Annotated in this window: 22 protein-coding genes and 2 pseudogenes; 14 read left to right on the forward strand and 10 right to left on the reverse strand. The window is 70.7% G+C overall.

Features of this window, described 5'->3' with window-relative positions:
* Nucleotides 1-27: 27 nt before the first annotated feature.
* The gene (locus tag ACZ7OO_RS01910) at nt 28-654 is read right to left on the reverse strand and encodes an ArsR/SmtB family transcription factor (protein ID WP_471500515.1); all 627 of its coding nucleotides are present in this window, start codon (nt 652-654) and stop codon (nt 28-30) included.
* 183 nt (nt 655-837) lie between these two features.
* Here ACZ7OO_RS01910 and ACZ7OO_RS01915 point away from each other — a divergent pair, with 183 nt between their 5' ends.
* Nucleotides 838-1,227: a hypothetical protein gene (locus tag ACZ7OO_RS01915; RefSeq protein WP_471500517.1), complete on the forward strand. Its 390-nt coding sequence runs from the start codon at nt 838-840 to the stop codon at nt 1,225-1,227.
* 95 nt (nt 1,228-1,322) lie between these two features.
* On the forward strand, nt 1,323-4,523 hold the full coding sequence (locus ACZ7OO_RS01920) for a tetratricopeptide repeat protein (RefSeq protein WP_471500519.1): 3,201 nt from the start codon (nt 1,323-1,325) through the stop codon (nt 4,521-4,523).
* A 6-nt stretch (nt 4,524-4,529) separates the two neighbouring features.
* On the opposite strand, the gene ACZ7OO_RS01925 is transcribed toward ACZ7OO_RS01920, so the two are convergent.
* Nucleotides 4,530-4,769, reverse strand: coding sequence for a hypothetical protein (locus ACZ7OO_RS01925; protein WP_471500521.1), 240 nt, complete (start codon nt 4,767-4,769; stop codon nt 4,530-4,532).
* Complete coding sequence (gene mca / locus ACZ7OO_RS01930) at nt 4,762-5,622, reverse strand: mycothiol conjugate amidase Mca (RefSeq protein ID WP_471501226.1); 861 nt, start codon at nt 5,620-5,622, stop codon at nt 4,762-4,764. Before mca ends, ACZ7OO_RS01925 begins: the two co-directional genes overlap by 8 nt.
* Nucleotides 5,623-5,780: 158 nt before the next feature.
* On the opposite strand from mca, the gene ACZ7OO_RS01935 reads away from it, so the two are divergent.
* Both ACZ7OO_RS01935 and greA read left to right on the forward strand, forming a co-directional pair.
* Complete coding sequence (locus tag ACZ7OO_RS01935; RefSeq protein WP_471500523.1) at nt 5,781-6,179, forward strand: DUF4307 domain-containing protein; 399 nt, start codon at nt 5,781-5,783, stop codon at nt 6,177-6,179.
* A gap of 170 nt (nt 6,180-6,349) precedes the next feature.
* Nucleotides 6,350-6,850: a transcription elongation factor GreA gene (gene greA / locus ACZ7OO_RS01940; RefSeq protein ID WP_352219632.1), complete on the forward strand. Its 501-nt coding sequence runs from the start codon at nt 6,350-6,352 to the stop codon at nt 6,848-6,850.
* Nucleotides 6,851-6,914: 64 nt separating this feature from the next.
* On the opposite strand, the gene ACZ7OO_RS01945 is transcribed toward greA, so the two are convergent.
* From ACZ7OO_RS01945 to ilvA, 3 genes are all read right to left on the reverse strand, one after another.
* Nucleotides 6,915-7,766: an ABC transporter permease gene (locus ACZ7OO_RS01945; RefSeq protein WP_471500525.1), complete on the reverse strand. Its 852-nt coding sequence runs from the start codon at nt 7,764-7,766 to the stop codon at nt 6,915-6,917.
* A complete protein-coding gene (locus tag ACZ7OO_RS01950) occupies nt 7,763-8,776 on the reverse strand; it encodes an ATP-binding cassette domain-containing protein (RefSeq protein ID WP_471500527.1) in 1,014 nt (337 codons plus the stop codon). The genes ACZ7OO_RS01945 and ACZ7OO_RS01950 overlap by 4 nt, the downstream gene beginning before the upstream one ends.
* Nucleotides 8,777-8,993: 217 nt before the next feature.
* Nucleotides 8,994-10,223 carry a threonine ammonia-lyase gene (gene ilvA, locus ACZ7OO_RS01955; protein ID WP_471500529.1) on the reverse strand — a complete coding sequence of 410 codons (1,230 nt, stop codon included), beginning with the start codon at nt 10,221-10,223 and terminating at the stop codon, nt 8,994-8,996.
* Between the two features lie 167 nt (nt 10,224-10,390).
* On the opposite strand from ilvA, the gene ACZ7OO_RS01960 reads away from it, so the two are divergent.
* The 3 genes from ACZ7OO_RS01960 to ACZ7OO_RS01970 all read left to right on the forward strand — a co-directional run bounded on the left by ACZ7OO_RS01960 (nt 10,391) and on the right by ACZ7OO_RS01970 (nt 11,794).
* Entirely contained in the window at nt 10,391-10,885 is a 495-nt protein-coding gene (locus ACZ7OO_RS01960; protein ID WP_471501228.1) for a MarR family winged helix-turn-helix transcriptional regulator, read from the forward strand.
* Nucleotides 10,886-11,042: 157 nt separating this feature from the next.
* Complete coding sequence (locus ACZ7OO_RS01965) at nt 11,043-11,549, forward strand: sigma factor-like helix-turn-helix DNA-binding protein (protein ID WP_471500531.1); 507 nt, start codon at nt 11,043-11,045, stop codon at nt 11,547-11,549.
* On the forward strand, nt 11,546-11,794 hold the full coding sequence (locus ACZ7OO_RS01970; protein WP_471500533.1) for a hypothetical protein: 249 nt from the start codon (nt 11,546-11,548) through the stop codon (nt 11,792-11,794). Before ACZ7OO_RS01965 ends, ACZ7OO_RS01970 begins: the two co-directional genes overlap by 4 nt.
* Before the next feature lie 13 nt (nt 11,795-11,807).
* Here ACZ7OO_RS01970 and ACZ7OO_RS01975 read toward each other — a convergent pair whose 3' ends face one another.
* Complete coding sequence (locus ACZ7OO_RS01975) at nt 11,808-12,962, reverse strand: cystathionine gamma-synthase (protein ID WP_471500535.1); 1,155 nt, start codon at nt 12,960-12,962, stop codon at nt 11,808-11,810.
* A 192-nt stretch (nt 12,963-13,154) separates the two neighbouring features.
* On the opposite strand from ACZ7OO_RS01975, the gene ACZ7OO_RS01980 reads away from it, so the two are divergent.
* From ACZ7OO_RS01980 to ACZ7OO_RS01990, 3 genes and pseudogenes are all read left to right on the forward strand, one after another.
* A complete protein-coding gene (locus ACZ7OO_RS01980; RefSeq protein ID WP_471500537.1) occupies nt 13,155-14,273 on the forward strand; it encodes a hypothetical protein in 1,119 nt (372 codons plus the stop codon).
* 251 nt (nt 14,274-14,524) lie between these two features.
* Nucleotides 14,525-14,824 (forward strand): annotated as a pseudogene (locus tag ACZ7OO_RS01985) (DNA polymerase III subunit beta); the annotation flags it as partial.
* Between the two features lie 319 nt (nt 14,825-15,143).
* Nucleotides 15,144-16,421, forward strand: coding sequence for an ATP-binding protein (locus ACZ7OO_RS01990; RefSeq protein ID WP_471500539.1), 1,278 nt, complete (start codon nt 15,144-15,146; stop codon nt 16,419-16,421).
* Nucleotides 16,422-16,791: 370 nt separating this feature from the next.
* On the opposite strand, the gene msrA is transcribed toward ACZ7OO_RS01990, so the two are convergent.
* Nucleotides 16,792-17,304 carry a peptide-methionine (S)-S-oxide reductase MsrA gene (gene msrA, locus ACZ7OO_RS01995; RefSeq protein WP_450754624.1) on the reverse strand — a complete coding sequence of 171 codons (513 nt, stop codon included), beginning with the start codon at nt 17,302-17,304 and terminating at the stop codon, nt 16,792-16,794.
* Between the two features lie 220 nt (nt 17,305-17,524).
* Here msrA and ACZ7OO_RS02000 point away from each other — a divergent pair, with 220 nt between their 5' ends.
* Both ACZ7OO_RS02000 and ACZ7OO_RS02005 read left to right on the forward strand, forming a co-directional pair.
* On the forward strand, nt 17,525-18,631 hold the full coding sequence (locus tag ACZ7OO_RS02000; RefSeq protein WP_471500541.1) for a serine hydrolase domain-containing protein: 1,107 nt from the start codon (nt 17,525-17,527) through the stop codon (nt 18,629-18,631).
* Nucleotides 18,628-19,413 carry a type 1 glutamine amidotransferase family protein gene (locus tag ACZ7OO_RS02005; protein WP_471500543.1) on the forward strand — a complete coding sequence of 262 codons (786 nt, stop codon included), beginning with the start codon at nt 18,628-18,630 and terminating at the stop codon, nt 19,411-19,413. Before ACZ7OO_RS02000 ends, ACZ7OO_RS02005 begins: the two co-directional genes overlap by 4 nt.
* Here the strand turns inward: ACZ7OO_RS02005 and ACZ7OO_RS02010 are convergent.
* Nucleotides 19,395-19,778 carry a VOC family protein gene (locus ACZ7OO_RS02010; RefSeq protein WP_471500545.1) on the reverse strand — a complete coding sequence of 128 codons (384 nt, stop codon included), beginning with the start codon at nt 19,776-19,778 and terminating at the stop codon, nt 19,395-19,397. The genes ACZ7OO_RS02005 and ACZ7OO_RS02010 overlap by 19 nt on opposite strands.
* Between ACZ7OO_RS02010 and ACZ7OO_RS02015 the strand changes: the two genes are divergently transcribed.
* Nucleotides 19,753-20,388, forward strand: a complete 636-nt coding sequence (locus ACZ7OO_RS02015) for a FecCD family ABC transporter permease (protein ID WP_471500547.1) — start codon at nt 19,753-19,755, stop codon at nt 20,386-20,388. The genes ACZ7OO_RS02010 and ACZ7OO_RS02015 overlap by 26 nt on opposite strands.
* A 1-nt stretch (nt 20,389) precedes the next feature.
* Here ACZ7OO_RS02015 and ACZ7OO_RS02020 read toward each other — a convergent pair.
* A pseudogene (locus tag ACZ7OO_RS02020) lies at nt 20,390-21,432 on the reverse strand (NAD(P)-dependent alcohol dehydrogenase).
* A 174-nt stretch (nt 21,433-21,606) separates the two neighbouring features.
* Here ACZ7OO_RS02020 and ACZ7OO_RS02025 point away from each other — a divergent pair.
* Nucleotides 21,607-22,503: a helix-turn-helix domain-containing protein gene (locus ACZ7OO_RS02025; RefSeq protein WP_471500549.1), complete on the forward strand. Its 897-nt coding sequence runs from the start codon at nt 21,607-21,609 to the stop codon at nt 22,501-22,503.
* Nucleotides 22,504-22,526 lie beyond the last annotated feature (23 nt).

Here is a 22,526-nt window from a genome sequence, read left to right on the forward strand (position 1 = left end):
CCTGGGGGTCACCGTGAACGCGTCACATCACCCGTCGGTCGGTGCACCGCTCTCCTCGTCCACGGTGTCCGGTGCCGCGTAGAAGCGCAGGTTGACCCGGCGCGCCCCCTCGGGAACCGCGTCGTCCGGGTGGCTGTAGCGGTCGAGGAGTTCCTGGTAGGCGTGGACGAAGGCGTGCAGGTCGTCCTTGGTCATCCAGGTGCCGGAGCGCTGCACCTGGGCCCAGCCCTCGGGGCCCCGGTACTCCTCGTGGGCGCGGCGGAACAGCCTGGTGTCGATCTCGATCTTGAGGAGGGCGAGGTGCTCGGCCGCCGCGTACTCCTCCCGCGTCATGGTGGCCGGGTCGGGTGTGGTGTGGCTGAAGGGCAGGCTCCGCCACCAGCGCTCCCGGCCGGCGGACTTCTCCGGGATCTCCTCGATGAGCTTCTGCTCGGCGAGTTTGCGCAGGTGGTAGCTGGTGGTGCCGGAGCTCTCACCGAGTTCGCGGGCGAGCACGGTGGAGTTGGCCTCGCCGTGGCGGCCGAGGTAGTCGAGGATCCGGCGGCGCAGGGGGTTGCCGAGGGACTTGTAGAGGGCGGTGCGTTCGAGGCCGGTCAACTCGGCGTGTGCGGCGGGGTCGGGCGCCGCGGCCGTCCTGGGCGTGCCGTCGGTCATGCGATCACCGTAACCCTGAGAACCCTGAGACGTCCCTGACGTACGCCGAATTTCCTTTGCAGAACTTTCTCTGCGATCTACGGTGGGGACATGCGGAGGCACCGCGCGGGAAGCGGCAAAGGTGACGGAACAAGGTGGAGGTCGGTCGCGTTGGATCAGTTGACTACGACGAAGGCGCGGCTGATGAAGCGGACGAAGCGGTGGGCACTGATCCTGCTCGGCTCGTCCTCTGTGCTGCTCGTGCCGTGGACGGTGGTGCTGGCGCTGACGCTGCCCACCAGGACCGAGGTGCACAACTGGTCGCTGGCCTGGATCGGGCTGGACGTCCTGATGGCGACAGGGTGCGCGGCGACGGCGGTGCTGGAGTTGCGCGGCGACGCACGGGCCCGCCTGACGGCTTCGGCGACGGCATCGGTCGCGCTCCTGGACGCCTGGTTCGACATAACCACGTCGGCGGTGGGCACAGCGCTGCTGGAGGCGCTCGGCAGCGCGGTCGCGGAGACGGGTCTGGCCGCAGCGTGCGTCTTCCTGGCGCTGTCGAAGGGGCGGCAGAGCGAGCGTGTGCCGCGCTAGCCGACCCGTTCTTCGATGATCCGGCCCTCTCGCAACTTCGCTCTCCGCCAAGGACACTCTTAGGCAATGGAGTTGCCGCTGGAGGGGGACGGGACATGCGGGACGCCCACCGGGCGGAAGCCGACCGGCTGCTGGTGCAGGCCGTGGAGGAGGAGGTCCGCCGCTCCGGGGGCCGCGTCGACGGACAGCTGCTGCTGTCACGGGCGCGCGGCGGCCTGGACGCGATGGCACAGAGCGCAGCCGAGGAGTACGACAGTTACACCCACGCTCTCGACGAGTCGGAGGCCGGCCGGCAGAGCTTCGGCCAGCGGTACGCCAGAGAGGGCGCCGGAACTCCCTTGCTGGTGGCGGCCGTTGCTGCGGGCGCGGCCGTCGTCGCCGACCTCTCCCTGGGTACCGGCGCCGGTACGGCGCTCGGCGCGGGCGTGGCCGTCGGTGTGATCGGCGCGGCCGCCACGGTCGTCAAGGTCGCCGGTGCTCATCTCCCCGCCGCTCATCACCGTGCCGGCGCGGCCGGTCAGCCCGGCGGTCCCGAACAGCTGCGTCTGCAGTGGCTGACGGCGCTGGAGGTGCGTGGGATCCGTCCGTTCCTCGATCAGCAGCGGGTGCTCAGCGCGTCCACGGGACCGAAGAAGCAGGGCCCGGGGCTGCGCGGCGCGGACAAGAGCGCGGCGGCCCGCAGGCGTACGGTGCTGCAGCAGTCGTTCGGTCAGCTCCCTGACCCGGAGGGTCCGTTCGCCGGCCGTCACCAGGAACTGGCACGGATCCGGCAGTGGGCGCAGGCGGCGCGGGCGACCACGGAGACCCGTCCGACGGTGGTCGTCCTGTACGGGGAGCCCGGCTCCGGCCGTACGACGCTGGCGATCCGGGCCACCCACGATCTGAAGGACTTCTTCCGGGGTGCGGTCGTGGTGGATCTGCGCGGCGACAGCCGGGGGGAGCCGCCGTTGCCCACCCGGGACGCGCTGCTGCATCTGCTCAACCGGCTGGGTGCGCCGCGCGAACAGTTGCTGTTCCGTGAGCGTTCCTCGGCCGACCAGCAGGTCAAGCGGCTCAGCGAGCTGTACCACCAGCACCTCACGGGTCTTCCGGTGACGATCGTGCTGGACGACGCCTCGGATGCCGAGCAGGTGCGCACGCTGATCCCGGAGCGTTCGGACAGCCTGGTCCTGGTCACCGCCCGGGAGCGGCTCGACCTGCCCGCTGACCTGCCGGCCTGGGTGCACCAGCTTCCGGTGACGGCGCTGGACGCGGCGGGTGCGGAGGAGTTGCTGGACGCGGCGGCGCAGGACATGTCGGGGCCGTACGACGCGCAGTCCGCGGAGCGGATCCGGGAGTTGTGCGGCGGGCTGCCGCTGGCGCTGCGGGTGGCGGGCTCGTCGCTGGGCTCGCGTTCGCCGCTCCAACTGGCCACGGACCTGGGCGCGTACGGCCCGGTCGAGCCGGTGGAGCGGGTGCTGTGGCTGCGCTACACCGACCAGTCGGACATGGGGCGCCGTCTGTTGAGAAGGCTGGCGCTGGCGGGCCGGGCCTCGCTCGGCGCGGCGGCCGCGGCCGCTCTGCTGGCCACGGACGAGGCGGAGGCGACCCGTCATCTGGTCGCACTCGCGCAGGCCGGTCTGCTCGACCATGTCCGGGGCAGCCGCTACCGGCTGCACGACCTGGTCCGTGCCTTCGCCCAGGCCCGCCTCGCCGACGAGGAGGAGCCGGCCGACCGTACGGCGGCACAGGAGCGGCTGATCGTGAACTACGGGGAGCTGGCCGACTCCGTGCTGCGACTGGTGGACGGCAACGTGTCGACCCGTTCGGACCGGTTCAGCCCGCACGGTTTCACATCGCTTGAGGAGGCGCTGCGCTGGCTGGACGACGAGTCGAGCTTCATCACGGCGGCGCTGCGGCATGCGGAGGGCGTCGACCAGGCGGCCGTGCAGAATCTGCTGGGTGCGCTGTGCGACTACTGCCTGCTGCGCGGGGACCTCTACCGGCTTGGTGAGATCAGCGAGTTGGCGCAGGCGGTGGACCAGGGTCTGCTGGTGCGTTCGGTGCAGTGGCGTACCGGTATCGCGGCCCGTCAGCTGGGCGAACTGGACAAGGCCCGTACCACCCTCACCTCGGTCGTGGACCTCTATATGGAGGCGCACCACGACGCCGGCGCGGCCCGTGCCCTGTGCTCCCTCGGGATCACCCTGCACCATCAGGGCCACCTCACCGAGGCGGCGGCCAAGCTCCAGGAGGCCCTGGATCTCCAGGCGGCTCCCCAGCTGGCTACCGACCGGGCCTGGACTATGCACGCGCTCGCGGCGGTGCAGCGTGACCGGGCCCGGCTGGCGGAGGCGCTGGACCTGCTCACCCGGTCGCTGGTGCTGCACCGGGAGGGCGGTTCGGTGCACGGCGAGGCCTGGGCGCACTTCCAGCTCGGTCAGCTGGCGCTGCGGATGGGTGACGTACCGCGTGCGGAGCGGGAGCTGGGGGCGGCGCTGGAGCGTTACGGCCGTACCCGCGACGCCCGTGGCGAGGCCTGGGCGCTGACCCAGCTGGCGCGGGCCCGGCTGGTGGACGGTGACGCGTCCCCGGCGGTCGACGCACTGCGTCAGGCGGCCGCCCGGCACCGTGAGAACGAGGACGCGCGCGGCGAGGCCTGGACGGTCTACTACCTGGGCCAGGCCCTGGAGGAGACCGGCACCCTGGACCAGGCGGTCCGTGAGCTGGAGCGCTCGCGCACGATGTTCTCCCGGATGCGGGACGTCTACGGGCTTGCCTGTGCCCGCCACCACTCGGCCCGGGTGACCCGCGACCAGCGGGCGGCCCAGACCGGCTCGCTGCGCAACTCGGGTTTCGCCCGTCAGCTGCTGGTCGACGCCCGCGCCGACTTCCAGCGCATCGGTGTCGTCCATGGCGAGGCCTGGACCTGTCTGGAGCTGGCCGTGGTGGACGCCGGCAACACCCGCACCCAGCAGGCCCTGGCCCTGTGCGACGAGGCGGTCACCCTGTTCTCCTCGTACGGCGACCGCCGCGGCGAGGACTGGGCGCACTTCCTGCGCTGCACCCTGCTCCCCTACGCCGCACCCGGTGGCGTGGAGGTGGGCACCGCTGTCGCCCAGGAGGACCTGGCGCAGCTCTCCCGGACGGCCCACCCGCTGCGCGACGAGAAGCTGACCGAGCACGTCACGACGTACGGTCTGCTCCTTGAGCGCGGGGTGACCCTGGAGTCCGGCTGGCAGGGCTGGCGCCTGGGCATGGTCCCCAGCCGGCACGCCCGTGAGGTGATGGGGGTGCCGGTGCCGGGTGGGGCGTGACCGCGGTCAGCCCTTGGGGTCGGCCACGGGGGTCCCCGGGTCCGCCTTGGCGTCCGGGGACTCCTTGAAGTCGACCTTCTGCATGTGCTTGTTCATGGACTTCATCAGGCCCCAGACCGCCACGGCCATCACCGCGAAGACGATGAAGCCGAGTACGCCGGGGGTGACCTTGTTCTCGTCGACCTCCTTGGCGAGGGGGACGAGATGCGTCAGTGCCAGACTTGCGCTTGCGCTCATGTCAGGCATTGTCGCGGATGCCCGCAAAGAGGTCGTCCTCGGGGAGGGAGGTATCGACGAGCGACTTCGCGAGCTCGTACTCCTCGGTCGGCCAGACCTCCTTCTGGAGGTCCATCGGGACCTTGAACCAGCCGCCGTCGGGGTCGATCTGCGTGGCGTGGGCGATCAGCGCCTTGTCGCGGATCTCGAAGAAGTCGGCGCACGGGATGTGCGTGGTCAGGGTGCGCTCGGTGCGCTCGGACTCACTCCACCGCTTCAGCCAGTCCGCGTACGGCGACTCCATGCCGCGGTCCAGCAGGGCGTGGTGCAGCGCCTCGGTGCGGGGGCGGTTGAAGCCCTGGTTGTAGTAGAGCTTCTGCGCCTGGTAGACGGGGCCGAACTCGCCCTCGGGGTACTTCTCGGGGTCGGCCGCGCCCTCGAAGGCCACCATCGAGATCTTGTGAGTCATGATGTGGTCGGGGTGCGGGTAGCCGCCGTTCTCGTCGTAGGTGGTGATCACCTGCGGGCGGAACGCGCGGATCCTGCGGACGAGCTCGCCGGCCGCCTTGTCGACGTCCTCCAGGGCGAAGCAGCCGTCGGGGAGCGGCGGCAGCGGGTCGCCCTCGGGCAGACCGGAGTCGACGAAGCCGAGCCACTCCTGCTTGACGCCGAGGATCTCGCGGGCCTCGTCCATCTCCTTCTTGCGTACCTCGTGGATGTGCTCCTCGATGTACTTGTCGCCCTGCAGCTTGGGGTTGAGGATGGAGCCGCGCTCCCCGCCCGTGCAGGTCACGACCAGCACGTCCACCCCCTCGGACACGTACTTCGCCATGGTGGCCGCGCCCTTGCTCGACTCGTCGTCGGGGTGGGCGTGGACGGCCATCAGTCGCAGCTGGTCAGTCAAGACTCAATCCTCAGTAAGTCGGCGCCCCGGTTTCCTCGGGTGCGATCGGCGCTTCTATAGTGACCGAATCGGGGGGCGAATAATTCCGGGGTCGGGTCCTGCCGGGTCCGGAGGCGGTTCTTGCCGGGAGGACGATCATGAGTACCGCCAGTACGCGGCTGCCCGAGGGCCGCTACGGCCGCTCCTCGGACGACGTCGCCGACCGCAGGCTCAAGATCACCGGCGTGGTCCTCGGTGCCCTGCTGCTCGCCCTGGTCGGCTACTTCGCCTACCACTATGTGGTGAAGAGTGAGATCAGCGCCCAGGTCGTCGCCTTCGACGCCTCGGACAGCGCGGTCAAGGTGCATCTGGAGGTCCACAAGGACTCCGGCGCCTCCGGCTACTGCACGCTGCGTTCCCAGGCGGCGGACGGCTCCGAAGTGGGCCGGGCGGACTTCCGCTTCACCGGTTCCGCGACCGAGATCGACCGGGTGGTCACGCTCCGTACGACGGCCCGGGGCACCACGGCGGAGCTGCTCGGCTGCCACGCCGACTGACACCGGCCACGAATACGTGGGCGCTGACCTGCGTTGACATGATTCTAATGGCTTATGTCCTCCCCCTTACGCCCTGGAATTGTTAGGCTCGTGGTTTCGCCCTTCCATGGAGGAACATGCTTCTGGGTAGGGCGATGCTTTTGTATTCCCAGTACCGACGAGGAGCACCTGTGACCCAGACCAGCGAGAACGTCACCTGGCTGACCCAGGAGGCGTACAACCAGCTCAAGGCCGAGCTGGAGTACCTGTCTGGTCCTGCGCGCACGGAGATCGCCGCCAAGATCGCCGCCGCGCGCGAGGAAGGCGACCTGCGCGAGAACGGCGGGTACCACGCGGCCAAGGAGGAGCAGGGCAAGCAGGAGCTCCGTGTGCGCCAGCTGACCCAGCTTCTGGAGAACGCCAAGGTCGGCGAGGCTCCGACCTCCGCGGACGGCGCCGTCGCGCCCGGCATGGTGGTGACCATCGCCTTCGACGGTGACGAGGACGACACCACGACGTTCCTCCTCGCTTCGCGCGAGTACGCCAGCGCTGACATCGAGACCTACTCCCCGCAGTCCCCGCTGGGCACCGGTGTCATCGGCCACAAGGTGGGCGAGGACGCGGAGTACGAGCTGCCAAACGGCAAGAAGGCCAAGGTGAAGATCCTCAAGGCCGAGCCCTACTCCGGCTGACGCGAACAGACACCTGCCCCCGGCGTTTGGGTGACGCCGGGGGCCTTGTCATGGCTGCCTTGCGTCACGCGGTGGCCGAGCGGTACTTGCGGACCGCGAGCGTCCGGAAGACCAGGATGATCACGACCGACCAGATCAGCGAGGCCCAGACCGGGTGCTGCATGGGCCAGGCGTCGGATGCGCTGAAGCCCGGCGGAAGGTTGCCGAACAGATCACGGCTGGCCTGCACGGTCGCGCTGAACGGGTTCCACTCCGCGATGTGGCGCAGGAAGGCCGGCATCTTGCCGGCGTCCACGAAGGCGTTCGAGATGAACGTCAGCGGGAACAGCCAGATCAGACCGCCCGAGGTCGCCGCTTCAGGGGTGCGCACGGACAGGCCGATGAGCGCGCCGATCCAGGAGAACGCGTACCCGAGCAGCAGGAGCAGGCCGAATCCGGCGAGCACCTTGCCGAGGTTCTCGTGCGTGCGCCAGCCGACGATCAGGGCGACGACAGCCAGGACGACGAGGGTGAGCGCGGTCTGCACCAGGTCGGCGAGAGTGCGCCCGGTCAGCACCGCACCACGCGCCATGGGCAACGACCGGAAGCGGCCGATGAGGCCCTTGTGCATGTCGTCGGCGATGCCCGCACCCGCACCCGCCGTGGCGAACGTGACGGTCTGGGCGAAGATGCCGGCCATCAGGAACTCGCGGTAGGCCTGCGTGGAGGTGGAGGAACCGACCGTGATCGAGCCGCCGAACACATAGGTGAACAGCACCACGAACATGATGGGCTGGATGAGTCCGAAGATGAGCATCTCGGGGATCCGGGACATCCGGATCAGGTTGCGTTTGGCGACCACCATCGAGTCGCGGAAGGACTGGCTGACGGCGTTGCCGGGGGCGGCTACCCGCACGGTGTCGCTGACGGCACTCACTTCACGGCCTCCTTGCGGCTGTCCTTGCGGGTGTCCTTCTGGTCCTGCTCGCCGTTGCCCTCGGCCTTCTCCTCGGCCATGTGTCCGGTCAGGGACAGGAAGACGTCGTCGAGGGTGGGGCGGCGCAGTGCGATGTCGTCTATCTCGATGCCCCGGGTGTCCAGCTCGCGGATGACCTCCGCGAGCAGCTTGGCGCCGCCGGCGACGGGGACGGTGAGCTTGCGGGTGTGCTCCTCGACGGTGGTCTCGCCCTTGCCGAAGCCGTGCAGCACCTCGGCGGCGGTCGGGATGTGACCGCGCTCGTGCACGACGACCTCGACGCGCTCGCCGCCGGTGCGGGCCTTGAGCTGGTCGGAGGTGCCCTTGGCGATGACCCGGCCGTGGTCGACGACCGCGATGTCATGGGCGAGGTGATCGGCCTCTTCCAGATACTGGGTGGTGAGCAGCAGCGTCGTACCGCCGGAGACGAGCTGTTTGATGACCTCCCACAGCTGCTGGCGGTTGCGGGGGTCGAGGCCGGTCGTCGGTTCGTCCATGAACATCACGGGCGGGGAGACGACCAGGGCGGCCGCGAGGTCGAGGCGGCGGCGCATGCCTCCGGAGTAGGTCTTGGCGGGGCGGTCGGCTGCGTCGGCGAGGTTGAACTGCTCCAGCAGCTCGACCGCGCGGTCCTTGGCCTGCTTGGCCCGCATCTGGTAGAGACGGCCGACCATCTGCAGGTTCTCGCGGCCGGTGAGGTATTCGTCGACCGCCGCGAACTGTCCGGACAGGCCGATGGAGCGGCGTACGGCGTCCGGTTGCCCGACCACGTCCATGCCCGCGACGACCGCCTTGCCGCTGTCGGGGCGGAGCAGGGTCGTCAGACAGCGGACGGCTGTCGTCTTGCCCGCGCCGTTCGGCCCGAGCAGTCCGAGGACCGTGCCTTCGGGGACATCGAGGTCGACGCCGTCCAAGGCCCTTACGTTGCCGAAGGTCTTGACCAGGCCTTCGGCATAGATGGCGCCTGGCATATGAGTCTCCACGTCGTCGAGGATTCTTCGAAAAAGGCTAGGTATGCGCGCTTCGGGCCGCCTATGGTTTTCGCCGGCGCGACGGCAGGCGGGCGCGGCCGTGGCCACGCGAACACACCATAACGCGATGTATCGCGTCCGTCGACAGGTTTTCCCGAACGAGTGAGTGAACAGACCCGGGACCTGGTTGTTTCCCGCCGGGAGCCGAAACCCCCGCTCAGTCGATGACCGTGTAGCCGGCCTCGCGCAGCGCCTGCCCGACCTCGGTGCAGTGCACGGGTCCCTTGGTCTCCAGGTGCAGCTCGACCTCCGCCTCCGAGAGTCCGAGCCGGGGGTCGGTCCGGACGTGGCTCACGTCCAGGACGTTGGCGTCGACCGTCGACAGCACTCCCAGGAGGGTGGCCAGGGCGCCCGGCCGGTCGGTCAGCCGTAGCCGTACGGCCAGGTAGCGGCCCTGCGCGGACATGCCGTGCCGCAGTACCCGCTGCATCAGCACCGGATCGACGTTCCCGCCGGACAGCACGGCGACGACCGGTCCGGCGAAGCTGCCGGGCTCGCCGAGCAGGGCGGCGACCGGGGCTGCGCCGGCCGGTTCCACGACCAGCTTGGCCCGCTCCAGGCAGAGCAGCAGCGCGGCGGCGAGCTGGTCCTCGCCGACCGTGCGGACCTCGTCGACCAGATCCTCGACCAGCGCGAACGGCACATCGCCGGGACGTCCGACCCTGATCCCGTCGGCCATCGTCAACGGGTTCTCCACCGAGACCGGGCGCCCGGCCGCGAGCGAGGGCGGGTACGCGGCCGCGCCCTCCGCCTGGACGCCGACGATCCGTACGTCCGGCCTGATCGCCTTCACCGCGACCGCGATCCCGGCCGCGAGCCCGCCGCCGCCGATACCGACCACGATCGTGCCGACCTCCGGGCACTGGTCCAGGATCTCCAGGCCGACCGTGCCCTGACCGGCGATGATGTCGGGGTGGTCGAAGGGGTGGATGAACACCGCGCCGGTCTCGGCCGCGTACTCCTGGGCGGCGGCCAGCGTCTCGTCGACCACCTGACCGTGCAGCCGTACCTCCGCGCCGTACTCGCGGGTCGCGCTGATCTTGGGCAGCGGGGCGCCCTTGGGCATGAACACCGTGGCGTGCACGCCGAGCAGCGCGGAGGCCAGTGCCACGCCCTGGGCGTGGTTCCCGGCGCTGGCCGCCACGACCCCGGCGGCGCGCTCCTCGGGCAGCAGCCCGGCGATGCGCACATACGCGCCGCGCAGCTTGAACGAACCGGTCCGCTGGAGGTTCTCGCACTTGAGGTGCACCGGCGAGCCGACCAGCTGGGACAGATGCCTGCTGCCCTCCATCGCGGTCACCCGTGCCACGCCCGTGAGCATCTTCTGAGCGCCGCGTACGTCGTCGAGGGTGACGGGGTGCAAGGAGTCAGCCGTGCTGTAGCTCATGACCCAAGTCTCGCAGTTCACAGGCCAAAGGCTCGGGTGTGACCAACCTCCGAGACCGGTTTGCGCAGCCCCGGTACGACTCACCCCCCGTCCGCGTACTCTGTCCCCCACACCAGCACTCTTCATGAAGTGAGCCTCCGGCCATGCCCACAACACCTGAAATGTCGATGGACATGACGACCGTCGGTGACACCGGTCTCCTCGACACGCTGCAGCACGAGGTGGCGGTGTTCGCCCGCCGTGCCGAACAGACCCGGCTCGGCGGCGTCGGGCAGGTGCGCAACTCCATGGACCGCGCCGCGTATCTGCTGCTCAACCGCCTCGACAAGGAAGGCCCCATGGGGGTCAAGGCACTCGCCGCGAGCATGGGGATCGATTCCTCCACGGTCACCCGGCAGGTGGCTCCGCTGGTCGACACCGGGCTCGTCAAGCGCACCTCGCACCCCGAGGACGGGCGGGCCGTGGTGCTCCAGCTGTCCCCGCGCGGGCTGTCGCGGCTGGACGAAGTGCGCTCGTCGCGGCGCCAGTTGATGGCGGAGCTGACCCGGGACTGGGAGCCGGAGGAGCGCCAGACGTTCTGCGCGCTGCTCACGCGCTTCAACAGCGCCCTGTCCGCACGGATGACCGTCCAGCCGGGCACGGACACACCGCCGGCGTCCTGAACCCCGACCGGGACCGGTCCGCGGAACATCCGGCACGCGTGCGTGCCGCGCGGCTCTTGACCGTGGGGTCACCCCTGGCCTCAGATGAGACCGGGCCCCCGTCGTCTCCGCGTCCCGGTCCCGTGACGCGGTGGGGCCCCGCAGACGGGGAGGCACGGTGCGCGATCGGCAGGCGTTCCAGGACGCCCGCCGGGCCCGGGAGTTCGAGTCGTTCGTCGCGGGCGCGGCAGGACGGCTGCTGCATGCCGCGACCCTGCTCACCGCCGAGGCCCCGGACGCCAACCCACGCGCGCGGCGCCTGCTGACCCTCGCCCTCGCGCACACGTACGCGTACTGGGACCGGCTGCGCGGCGAGGACCCGTACGACCTGGCCCGCCAGCACCTCGCCCTGCGCTTCGCGAACTCCGCCTGGCACCAGTACGGCGGCCCGCTCAGCCGCACCCGCCCGCACCCGCGCAGCGCCCTCGCCGTCCTCACACCCCAGGAACGCCTGATCCTGGTGCTACGGCTGTACGAGGGGGTCGCCGAGGAGCAGACGGCGGCGCTGCTCGGCCTGCCCACGGAACGCGTGCACGCCCTCTGCGACCGGGCGACCGCCACCCTGCTGCATCCGCCCGGGAAAGCGGCGCCCACGGTTCTGGGGGCGAAGGTGGCGCCGTCGTGAACCGCACCCAACGCGAGGCCGCCGCCCGGCGGATCATGGAACAGACACCGTCACCGGTGCCGCCCGACCTCTACGGCGAGGTGCTCCGCCGGGGCGGCCGCATGCTGCGCCGCAGACGCGCGGGCCGCCGTCTGCTGTGGCTGCTGCTGTGCGCGGCGGCGGTGGCGTTCACCGTATGGGCGGCGCTGGTCCGACCCTGGGCGCAGCCGCCGTCCACGACGACTCCGCCCATCGTCGGCTGGTGAGCCAGCCGCGCGTCTAGCCCAGCGCCTGCTGGAGGTCCTCCAGCAGGTCGTCGACGTTCTCGATGCCCACGGACAGGCGCACCAGGTCGGCGGGCACCTCCAGCGCGGAACCGGCCGCCGAGGCGTGCGTCATCCGGCCCGGGTGCTCGATCAGCGACTCGACACCGCCCAGGGACTCACCCAGAGTGAACACCTTGGCGCGGTTGCAGACCTCGACCGCCGCCTCCTCGCCGCCCGTGACCTGGAAGGAGATCATGCCGCCGAAGGCCTTCATCTGCTTGGCGGCGGTCTCGTGACCGGGGTGCTCGGGCAGGCCCGGGTAGAGGACACGCGTCACGCGCGCGTGCCTGCTCAGCATGTCGGCGATCCTGGTGGCGTTCTCGCTGTGCCGGTCCATGCGCACCGCGAGCGTCTTGGTACCGCGCAGCACAAGCCACGAGTCGAACGGCCCGGCGACCGCGCCCATCGCGTTCTGGTGGTACGCCAGCTCCTCGCCCAGCGCCTGGTCCGACACGATCAGCGCGCCCCCGACCACGTCCGAGTGACCACCCATGTACTTCGTCAGCGAGTGCACGACGACGTCCGCGCCCAGCGAGAGGGGCTGCTGGAGGTACGGCGTGGCGAAGGTGTTGTCGACGACGAGCCTGGCGCCCGCGCCATGGGCGACCTCGGCGGCGGCGGCGATGTCGGTGATGCCGAGCAGCGGGTTGGACGGGGTCTCCACCCAGACCGCCTTGGTCTTCGGGGTGATCGCGGCCCGCACGGCCGACGGGTCGCTGGTGTCGGCGACGGACCAGTCCACGCCCCACCGGGAGACGACCTTCGCGAACAGCCGGAACGTGCCGCCGTAGGCGTCGTTCGGGATGACCACGTGGTCGCCGGGGCTGAGCAGCGTGCGCAGCAGGGCGTCCTCGGCCGCCAGCCCGGACGCGAACGCGAGCCCGCGGCGCCCGCCCTCCAGCGCGGCGAGGTTCTCTTCCAGGGCGGTCCTGGTCGGGTTGGCGCTACGGCTGTACTCGTAGCCGCCGCGCAGCCCGCCGACGCCGTCCTGCTTGTAGGTCGAGACCTGGTAGATCGGCGGTACGACCGCACCGGTGAGGGGGTCCGCCGTGTTGCCCGCGTGGATGGCGAGCGTCTCGAAGTGCTGACTGATGTGCCTGTCGCTCATAGGTCATGAGCCTAGTGGTCACGCACCCCGAACACGCGCCCCAAGGGGACGCGGGGAACTGCGCGACCCCACCCCCACCGGCCCGCGGCCGAACGACCACCTGCCACCGCCCCTTTCTCGACACCCGGCAAGTTGTCCACAGGCGCCGACACTGGTTGGCCAATTGTCGGCGCCGTCTGGTTCGCTTGACGCATGGCGATTCTCTGGGCCCTGATGGCGCTGCTCCTGCTGAGCTTTGTGTTGCTCCCCGTCCTGCGGCGGCGGCGCGGCATGATCGAGCAGGTCCACCCGAGCCACCCGGACGCCGCCGACCCGGCGGACTACGGCTTCGTGCGCGAGGAGGACCTGGACATCCGGATGCCCGGACCCGACCAGGACCTGCTCGACGTTCTGGACCTCGTGCAGCGCACCCAGGACTACCACGCGGCGGCGCAGCTGCTCGCGGGCACGGAGATCGCGGGCGAGCTGCGCTGGCAGCGCGTGCAGGCCTTCGCCGGCGCGGCGGCGCTGGAGCTCCAGCAGCGGCCGGGCGGGGTCAGTGAGACGCCGGGCGGGCAGTGGCTGCGGGTGTGGCGGGCCGAGCACCCCAAGGACGCGGGTGGCGCGGCCGTGCATGCCGAGTTCCTGGTCCAGCAGGCGTGGCGGACGTCCACCCCGGGCACGGACGACTTCCGGATCATCATGGAGGAGGCCAGGGACGCCTGCGGGCAGGCGGCGCTGCTGTCCCCCGGGGACCCGGTGCCGTACATCGTCGAGCTCTCGGTGGCCCGCGGGCTTAACTACTCGCAGCCCGAGTTCGAGAAGCTGTGGCTGAAGATCCTGGACCGTGCGCCCACGCACATGGGCGCGCATCTGGCGGCCCTGCATTACTGGTGCGAGAAGTGGCACGGCTCGCGCGAGCTGGCGTACTCCTTCGCCGAGGCCGCCGCCGCGCGCGCCCCGCAGGGCTCGCTGCTGGCCGCGATGCCGCTGTTCGCGGTCTTCGAGCACCTCCCCGAGGTGAACCTGGTGGCGAGCTTCTACCAGAGCGAGGTCGTCACCAAGGCCGTGCACGGCGCCCTGCACGCGGTGCACTCGGCCCGCCAGGACGACCCGATGCTCGCCCACGTCCGGCATCTGCTGGTCTTCTTCCTGGTCCGCTCCGAGCGCTGGGCGGAGGCCATGGGCGAGCTGATACACGTCGACGGGCATGTGGGGGCCCTGCCGTGGACGCTGTCCGCGAACCCGGCCGCGGAGTTCGCCCTCTACCGCGCGCTGGCGGTCGCGGGCTACGAGGCGAACGGCGGCAACCCGGCCACGCTGCCGAGCTGAGCCGAATACCCGTCCTGACCTGCGGTACGGCACACTCCGGCGCGTTGTTGTCGGTTCCCTTTTGCCGGGGTGCTGCGGGGGATCTGCCCGCTGGGCGCAACTCTGCGGGCGCCGCGCGCCCTTGTTCCGCTCTGCGGTTTCTGTCTGCTGAGCCTTGTTCTGCCGACGGCGCTGGCCGCGCTCGACATGGCCTCGGTCACCTGGGCGCACGGGGGCGCCTCGACAGTGACTGAGTTGCGGCCCTCTTTGACGAGGTGGCGGCCTTCCGGAAGGCCCTGGAGACCGGCCCTGTCCGTTCCGGCGAGGCCGGAGCGCACGACCTCAGCGTCCTCAGGGTGGAGGACGGCGGCACCGTGACGCTCTGCACCGACGGTGACGACGACCCGAACCGCGTGGCGGTCAACCGCGGGTTCCTCCTGGACGCGCTGGCCGCCGGAGCCCGGGACCGACTGATCCTGGAATTCGGCGGCCCCACGGCGCCGATCGCGGTCCGACGGCCCGACGACGCGGGCGCCTTTTCGCTTCTGATGCCGGTCCGCCTGGAGGACTGACTTCCCTGCCCACGGCCCGGCCTCCGGCTCGGGCCCGGACCGCGCACAGCAGTCAGCCATCCGGTGCCGGGAAGGGGGGATGACGTGGCTGTGGCGGCCGGCTTCACGGCTTCAGGACGCCCACTTCGGCGTGAGCCCCGGAGGTCATGGTCCAAGGGCAGCAGAGCTGCTGCCCCACGGGCGTCGCGCCCCCGCCCCGGAAGGCAGGGACAGGTAGGCCGCCTCGTCCACCGGGAACACGTCGCTTAGCCCGCCTGGGTTCGTCACACAGCGCTTCGGAGGGAACAATGGGACCCCCGCGCCGTGTGAGGTGGTGGCGATGCCCGCTTGGCACCTGCGTGACTATCACGAAGACGATCTTGACCAGGCCATCGACATCTGGGATCAGAGCCGCCAGGCCCACGAGGACCAGGTGTTCGCGGTTTCCGAGGTCATGACGGCGGCCAAGGCCGGACAGCCGGCGGTCGTCGCAGTTGTCGGCGATGAACTGGTCGGCATGGCCGTGGCACAGGCGTACGGAAAGCGGGGGTGGATCCTCCTGGTGGCGCTCGCCTCCCGCTGGCGCGAGCGCGGGATCGGGAGCGCCCTCCTCTCCGATCTCGAGCGGCGCCTGCGGGCACTGGGCGTGCGCCACATCAGCGCGCTGCTGCCCGCAGGCGCCCCGGGGACAAAGGCTCTGGAGAACTCCGGCTACCGGTTCCACGAGGGTCTCACCTACTTCGAGAAGCTCGAACCCCCCGAAACCGCCAACGCGGAGGTCCTCACGGCGCTGGGCGGTCGCATGCTGCCCGACGGGCTCTGGAACGCCATGGCCGGCATGGAGCAGGAGAAGCAGGTCGTCGAACGCCGTGTCGTGCTCCCGCTGACCGAGCCCGCGCTGGCAGACCGCTACGGCGTCGCCCCGCCCAAGGCGATCATCCTTTTCGGCCCGCCGGGCACCGGAAAGACCAGTTTCGCCAAAGCGGTCGCCTCACGGCTCGGCTGGCCGTTCGTGGAACTCTTCCCCTCCCGGCTCGCGGCCGACACGAGCGAGGGCCTGGCCGTGGCACTCCGGGAGGTCTTCGCGGACCTGGCAGAACTGGACTCGGTCCTGCTCTTCATCGACGAGGTCGAGGAGATCGCCGGTGCGCGCTCCGGAAAGGCGGTCGATCCCGGGCACGGTGTTACCAACGAGCTGCTCAAACTCATCCCCGTCTTCCGCGAGCGCGACGCGCGGCTGCTGGCCTGTGCCACCAACTCGGTCCGCTCTCTCGACGCGGCGTTCCTGCGGCCGGGCCGGTTCGACTACGTCATCCCCATCGGGCCGCCGGACGCAACCGCCCGCGCGGCGATCTGGAGCCGTTATCTCAGGGCCTCCGCCGAGTCGGTGGACATCGCCCAACTCGTCCGGGCGAGCGAGCTGTTCACCCCGGCCGACATCGAATTCGCCGCCCGGAAGGGCGCACAGGCGGCATTCGAGCACGAAGTCACCCATCGTCAGGGCCGACCGGCAACGACCGAGGACTACATGACCGCCATCGCCGACACGCGACCGACGCTCACCGCACAGGCCATCCAGGAGTTCGCGGAGGACATCGACAAGTACCGTCGGCTCTGAGACGGGTCGACAGCGGTGTTCTTCTGCTCCCGTACCCATGAAACGGATACGGCGTCGGCGTCTGCAGCCGCGGATCTGGCCGGTTCCCGGGTGGCGGTGCGCCTTACGACGCGTGTCGGTCGTATGGGCGGTCGAGCCAGGTTCCGGCCCATGGAAGGTCCCCTGCGCACGGGCGGTCCCCGGTTCCAGCTGACGAGGTGGGCTGGGCGGCGGCAACCGCAGCGCGACGGCCGTCGGACGGTGGTTGCCGCCTGGAGTGCCCGGATACGGTCTGACCGACGCGTACGGCGGGGCACCGCAGCCCCGCAAGCGCGGCCCGGCTCCGGGGTACTGCCGGGCAGCCTCCGCCTTGCGCCGGGCCGTCTCGCGGTCAGCCCTCCGTACGGGCCGGCAGTCGCCAGCCCGGGCGCGGGAAGTGGCAGGTGTAGCCGTCCGGGTAACGCTCCAGGTAGTCCTGGTGCTCGGGCTCGGCCTCCCAGAAGGGGCCGACCGGCTCGACCTCGGTGACGACCTTGCCGGGCCACAGTCCGGAGGCGTCCACGTCCGCGATGGTGTCCTCGGCGATCCGCTTCTGCTCGTCGTCCACGTAGTAGATCGCCGAGCGGTAGCTGAGGCCGATGTCGTTGCCCTGGCGGTTCTTGGTGCTCGGGTCGTGGATCTGGAAGAAGAACTCCAGGATCGCGCGGTAGTCGGTCTTCTCCGGGTCGAAGAGGATCTCGATGGCCTCCGCGTGCGTGCCGTGGTTACGGTACGTCGCGTTCGGCACGTCACCCCCGGTGTATCCGACCCGGGTCCCCGTCACGCCCGGGAGCCGGCGGATCAGGTCCTGCATCCCCCAGAAGCATCCGCCCGCCAGCACGGCCCTCTGCGTCTGCGCAGCCATCACGGACCCTCCAATTTCTGTCAGCTCGGTCACTCGGGCTATTCGGCTCGCACATCACCGGCGTCCCGTGCCCACTCGCCTCAACGCGTGAGGACGCCGCGCGATTCCGTACCCCACCCGACCGGCTCGCGGTCACCGTCCGCCGACCCGCGCGAGTCATGGAAGCCGGCCCCGGGAAATAGGGTTGCCCCGGCCCGGTGGGGACGGCTGAATGGCGCGTATGGCCGACATTCATGGCTCCTACGACGAGCTGTTCGCCGCTGTGCCCCACATGCTCTCCGGACTCCTGGACGAGGGGGATGTGGGAGGTGCCGTCGCCGTCTTCGTGGACGGGGAGGCCGTGGTGGATGTGTGGGGTGGGTTCGCCGACGCGGGGCGGCATGTGTCATGGGAGCGGGACACCATCGTCAATGTGTTCTCCGTGACCAAGACGATGACCGCGCTGTGTGCGCTGGTGCTCGTCGACCGGGGCGAGCTGGATCCGGACGCGCCGGTCTCCCGGTACTGGCCCGAGTTCGCCGCGGCGGGGAAGGAGAGTGTGCTCGTACGGCATCTGCTCTCGCACACCGCCGGGCTGCCCGACTGGGAGGGGCCGATCGAGGAGCTGTACGACTGGACGTCGGCGACGGCCCGGCTCGCCGGGCAGGCTCCACAGTGGGAGCCGGGGACGGCGGCCGGGTACCACTCACTCACCCAGGGGTTTCTCGTGGGTGAGCTGGTGCGCCGGATCACCGGGCGGAGCCCGGGTGAGTTCTTCGCCGCCGAGGTGGCCGGGCCGCTGGGCGCGGACTTCCATGTCGGGCTGGGTGCCGAGCACGACGGGCGGGTGGCGCTCACCGTGCCGCCACCGGGCGAGGACGAGGACTACGCGGCCCGTGCGCGGGACAGCGACGCGAAACGCCCCGGTGTCGCCACCCTGCGCGTCCGGGACGGCAACAGCCTCGCCTGGCGGCGCGCCCAGATCCCCGCGGCCAGCGGCTTCGGCAACGCCCGCGCCATCGCCCTCGTCCAGTCCCTGCTCGCCTGCGGCGGAACCGTCGGCGGGGTGCGGGTGCTGTCACCGGAGGGGTGCGAACGGGCGCGGGAGGTGCAGTTCGACGGTGAGGACCGCGTCCTGGGCATGCCTGCCCGGTACGGCCTGGGCTACGGCCTCTTCGGCAGCGCCCTCGGCTGGGGCGGCTGGGGCGGCGCACTGGTCTGGGTCGACCCCGACGAGCGGATGGTGATCGCGTACGTGACGAACCAGATGCGCGAACCGGCGCACGACAACCGGGGAATCGAGCTGGTCATGGCCGCGCAGGACGGGATCAAGGGGCTGCGGGGGTGACCGCGCCACACCGCCGCCACGGCGGACACCGGGCCATGAGCGGCCAGATCTTTCTCGTCGGTGGGGGGTGGGACGCTCCCGAGGTGTATGGGCCGTTGCTGCGGGCCGCGGGCGGGGGCAGCCGTCGTATCGGGTGTGTGATCGTCGACGAGGGGGACGGGGAGGAGGAGTTCGGGCGGTACGCGGGGGCGTTGCGGGCCGCCGGCGAGTGCGTACCGGTGCCGGTGCCGGTGCCGGTCGGGGAGCGGTTCGAACCGGAGTTGCTGAAGGACGGGCTGGACGGGCTGCTGGTGTGCGGTGGGCTCACGCCCGCATATCAGGACGCGTTCGCGGAGTGTCTGGAGCTGCTGCCCGAAGTGCTTGCCGAACATGGCATCCCCTACGCCGGGTTCTCCGCAGGGGCCGTTCTCGCCGCCCAGCGGGCCGTGGTCGGCGGCTGGCTGGTGGACGGCGTCCCGGTCTGCCCGCCGGACACCGCCGAGGACCTCGACGAGATCGAGGTCAGGCCGGCCCTCGGCCTCGTGCCCTTCGCGGTGGACGTGCACGCGGCGCAGTGGGGCACGCTGGCCCGGCTGGTCGCGGCCGTGTCGCACGGCTGGGTGCCGTACGGCGTCGCGATCGACGAGAACACCGTGCTGACGGTGACGGACGAGCGGGGTCTGGTCGCAGGGCGCGGGCGCGTGCATGTCGTACGGCCGTCGGACGGTGAGGGGGCCGGTGCGGTCGTACGGTCGTACGCGCCCGGGGAGTCCGTGCCGCTGGGTCAGCCGCCGCTGCCGTAGGGGCGGGTGAGGATTTCCAGGCGGTGGCCGTTGGGGTCGTCGAAGTAGGTGCCGCGGCCGCCGTCGTTGGTGTTGATCTCGCCGGGGCGGCTGTGGTACGGGTCGGCCCAGTAGGGGAGGCCGGCCTCCCGGACGCGGGTGAAGATCTGGTCGAAGTCGTCCTCGGAGACCAGGAAGGCGTAGTGCTGCGGCGGGATGTTCCCGGGGGTCTCCATGTAGTCGAGGGTGACGCCGTTCGGTATCGCGACCGGGACGAACGGGCCGTATTGCGGGCTGACTTCAAGACCGAGGATGTCGGCGAGGAACCTGGCCGACGCGTGTTTGTCGTGTGCGGCGACGATGGTGTGGTTCAGGTTCACGGTCATCGGTGGGACCTCCTCCTGCCCAACGTACGCCCTCGCCTGGCGGCACGGCATGCCGCCCAGCCGCTCCGTGCTCACCGGCGCCGGTATCGGCGTCGCGCTGTCCGCCGTCGTCCAGCTGTGTCTCACCGACAGCGAGCTGGACGCCGCCGAGCAGGTCAAGCTGTGGCTGACCGGCACTCTGAACGGCCGCGGGTGGGACCAGGCCGGCCCGCTCGCCGTCGTCCTGCTGCTCGCCCTGCCGGGGCTGGTGTGGGCGAGCCGGGCCGCGCGGCCCCTGGGTCTCGACCCCGACACCGCCGCCGCCCTCGGTCTGCCCGTCGACCGGGCCCGCCTCGGCCTCACCCTCCTCGGCGTGGTGCTCGCCGCCTCCGCCACCGGGGCCGCCGGGCCGATCGGGTTCGTCGCGCTGACCGCGCCGCAGCTGGCCCGGCGGCTCACCCGCACGCCTCACCTGCCGTTGGTCTGCTCGGCGTTGACGGGCGGCCTGGTGGTGGTGACCGCCGACCTGGTGGCCCGCACCCTGGTACCTCCGCTGGAGATCCCGGTGGGTGCGCTGACCTCCCTGGTCGGCGGCCCCTGTCTGCTCTACCTGCTCGGCAGGCGAAAGTGACTCAGATCGTCGCCGTGTCGATCACGAAGCGGTAGCGGACGTCGCTGTTGACGACCCGCTCGTACGCCTCGTTGACCTGGTCCGCGCGGATGACCTCGATCTCGGCGCCCAGGTTGTGCTCGGCGCAGAAGTCGAGCATCTCCTGGGTCTCCGGGATTCCGCCGATGTTGGAGCTGGTCAGGACACGGCGCTTACCGAAGACGGAGGAGAGCAGCAGGGGGGCGGGCTCCTCCGGGAGACCGACGTTCACCATCGCGCCGTCGGTGCGCAGCAGCGAGAGGTACGCGTCGAAGTCGAGCGGCGCCGAGACCGTGTTGAGGATGATGTCGAACGTGCCCTTGAGGTCCTCGAAGGTCTTCGGGTCGCCGGTGGCGCGGTAGTCGGTGGCGCCAGCTTCAGGCCGTCGTCCTTCTTGCGGAGGGACTGGGACAGGACGGTGACCTCGGCGCCGAGCGCCGCCGCGATCTTGACACCCACGTGGCCCAGACCACCGAGACCGACAACCGCGACCTTCTTGCCGGGACCCGCACCCCAGTGCTTCAGGGGCGAGTAGGTGGTGATGCCGGCACACAGCAGCGGAGCGGCGACGTCGAGGGAGAGGCCGTCAGGGATGCGGACGACGTAGCTCTCGTCGACGACGATCTTCTGCGAGTAGCCGCCGTAGGTGGGCTGCCCGTCCCTGCCGACGCCGTTGTACGTCCAGACCGGGCCGCTGCCAGTGCAGTACTGCTGCAGACCGGCCTTGCAGTTGTCGCACTCGCGGCAGGAGTCGACCATGCAGCCGACGCCCACCCGGTCCCCCACCGCGTACTGGGTGACACCCGGGCCGACCTCGGAGACGACGCCCGCGATCTCGTGACCGGGCACCATCGGGAAGATCGCCGTGCCCCAGCCCTCCCGGGCCTGATGGATGTCGGAGTGACAGATACCGGCGAACTCGATGTCGATGAGGACGTCGAATTCACCTACCGCGCGCCGCTCGATCGTGGTCCGCTCCAGCGGGGCCTTCGCGGCGGGCGCGGCGTAAGCAGCAACAGTGGTCATCAGGGGGGTTCTCCTAGCGGTGTCTTCGTGCCCGGCTGCCTTCTCCTTCTCCGGGCACGCGTCCAGCCTCCTCCACGCCACGGCCGCTACCCAGTCCTCGCCTCTGCGTACGTCTGGCGTGCCTACCACTGGCGGGGTCAGGTTCCCGTGCGTACGACCGTGAATACTGGAGGTATGGAAGAGCAGCCCCCGACGTCCCCCTCCCCGCCCCTGGACCGGCGTGCCGAGCTCAGCGAGTTCCTGCGCACCCGGCGGGCCCGGCTGCTCCCCGCCGACGTGGGGCTGCCGGACTTCGGGCGGCACCGCAGGGTGCCGGGGCTGCGACGCGAGGAGCTGGCCCAGCTGGCCGGGGTGTCGGTGGCGTACTACACACGCCTTGAGCAGGGCAACGGCCGGAACGTGTCGGCGGAGGTGCTGGACGCGATCGCCCGCGCGCTGCGGCTCACCGACGCCGAGCACGCGCATCTCATCCATCTCGCCAAGGGCAAGCAGCACAAGAGGAAGGCGTCGGCGCGGCCGCAGCAGGTGCGCCCGGCGCTGGGCCAGCTGCTGGACAGCATGGAGAGCGTACCGGCGTACGTCTACGGGCGCCGCTCGGACATCCTGGCATGGAACAGGACGGCGGCGGCGGTCTTCGGTGACTGGGGAGAACTGCCCGTCGCGGAACGCAACTGGGCGCGGCTGGTGTTCATGCGGCCCGACTACCGCGATCTCTTCGTCGACTGGGAGCAGAAGGCGATCGACATCGTCTGTCAGCTGCGGATGGACGCGGGCTGCTACCCCGACGACACCCGGCTGTCCGCGCTGGTCGGCGAACTCTCCGTGAAGAGCGAGGAGTTCCGCCGATTGTGGGCGACGCACGACGTCAAGGAGAAGAGCCACGGGGTGAAGCGGCTGCACCACCCGCTGGTGGGCCCGCTGTCCCTCACCTTCGAGTCGTTCCGGCTGCCCGACGACCCGGACCAGGCCCTGGTCACGTATCACGCGGAACCGGGCTCGGCGTCGGCGGAGGCGCTGCGGCTGCTGGCCAGCTGGGGCACGGACGCGACCCGGGTCGCCCCCGCCCCCTGACCTGCCCCGGGTATGGGGAACGG

The sequence above is a fragment of the Streptomyces sp. NPDC111744 genome, assembly GCF_055634995.1.

Excerpts from the sequence above, each read along its gene's own strand:
- ACZ7OO_RS02010 (WP_471500545.1), bottom strand. The coding sequence starts at position 19,778 with ATGACCGTGAACCTGAACCACACCATCGTCGCCGCACACGACAAACAC.
- ACZ7OO_RS01910 (WP_471500515.1), bottom strand. The coding sequence starts at position 654 with ATGACCGACGGCACGCCCAGGACGGCCGCGGCGCCCGACCCCGCCGCA.
- ACZ7OO_RS01920 (WP_471500519.1), top strand. The coding sequence starts at position 1,323 with ATGCGGGACGCCCACCGGGCGGAAGCCGACCGGCTGCTGGTGCAGGCC.
- msrA (WP_450754624.1), bottom strand. The coding sequence starts at position 17,304 with ATGGCTGCGCAGACGCAGAGGGCCGTGCTGGCGGGCGGATGCTTCTGG.
- ACZ7OO_RS02025 (WP_471500549.1), top strand. The coding sequence starts at position 21,607 with ATGGAAGAGCAGCCCCCGACGTCCCCCTCCCCGCCCCTGGACCGGCGT.
- ACZ7OO_RS02000 (WP_471500541.1), top strand. The coding sequence starts at position 17,525 with ATGGCCGACATTCATGGCTCCTACGACGAGCTGTTCGCCGCTGTGCCC.
- ACZ7OO_RS01980 (WP_471500537.1), top strand. The coding sequence starts at position 13,155 with ATGGCGATTCTCTGGGCCCTGATGGCGCTGCTCCTGCTGAGCTTTGTG.
- ACZ7OO_RS01925 (WP_471500521.1), bottom strand. The coding sequence starts at position 4,769 with ATGCCTGACATGAGCGCAAGCGCAAGTCTGGCACTGACGCATCTCGTC.
- ACZ7OO_RS01975 (WP_471500535.1), bottom strand. The coding sequence starts at position 12,962 with ATGAGCGACAGGCACATCAGTCAGCACTTCGAGACGCTCGCCATCCAC.
- mca (WP_471501226.1), bottom strand. The coding sequence starts at position 5,622 with ATGGCCGTCCACGCCCACCCCGACGACGAGTCGAGCAAGGGCGCGGCC.
- ACZ7OO_RS01990 (WP_471500539.1), top strand. The coding sequence starts at position 15,144 with ATGCCCGCTTGGCACCTGCGTGACTATCACGAAGACGATCTTGACCAG.
- ACZ7OO_RS01915 (WP_471500517.1), top strand. The coding sequence starts at position 838 with ATGAAGCGGACGAAGCGGTGGGCACTGATCCTGCTCGGCTCGTCCTCT.
- ilvA (WP_471500529.1), bottom strand. The coding sequence starts at position 10,223 with ATGAGCTACAGCACGGCTGACTCCTTGCACCCCGTCACCCTCGACGAC.
- ACZ7OO_RS01950 (WP_471500527.1), bottom strand. The coding sequence starts at position 8,776 with ATGCCAGGCGCCATCTATGCCGAAGGCCTGGTCAAGACCTTCGGCAAC.
- ACZ7OO_RS01960 (WP_471501228.1), top strand. The coding sequence starts at position 10,391 with ATGGACATGACGACCGTCGGTGACACCGGTCTCCTCGACACGCTGCAG.
- ACZ7OO_RS02015 (WP_471500547.1), top strand. The coding sequence starts at position 19,753 with ATGGTGTGGTTCAGGTTCACGGTCATCGGTGGGACCTCCTCCTGCCCA.
- ACZ7OO_RS01935 (WP_471500523.1), top strand. The coding sequence starts at position 5,781 with ATGAGTACCGCCAGTACGCGGCTGCCCGAGGGCCGCTACGGCCGCTCC.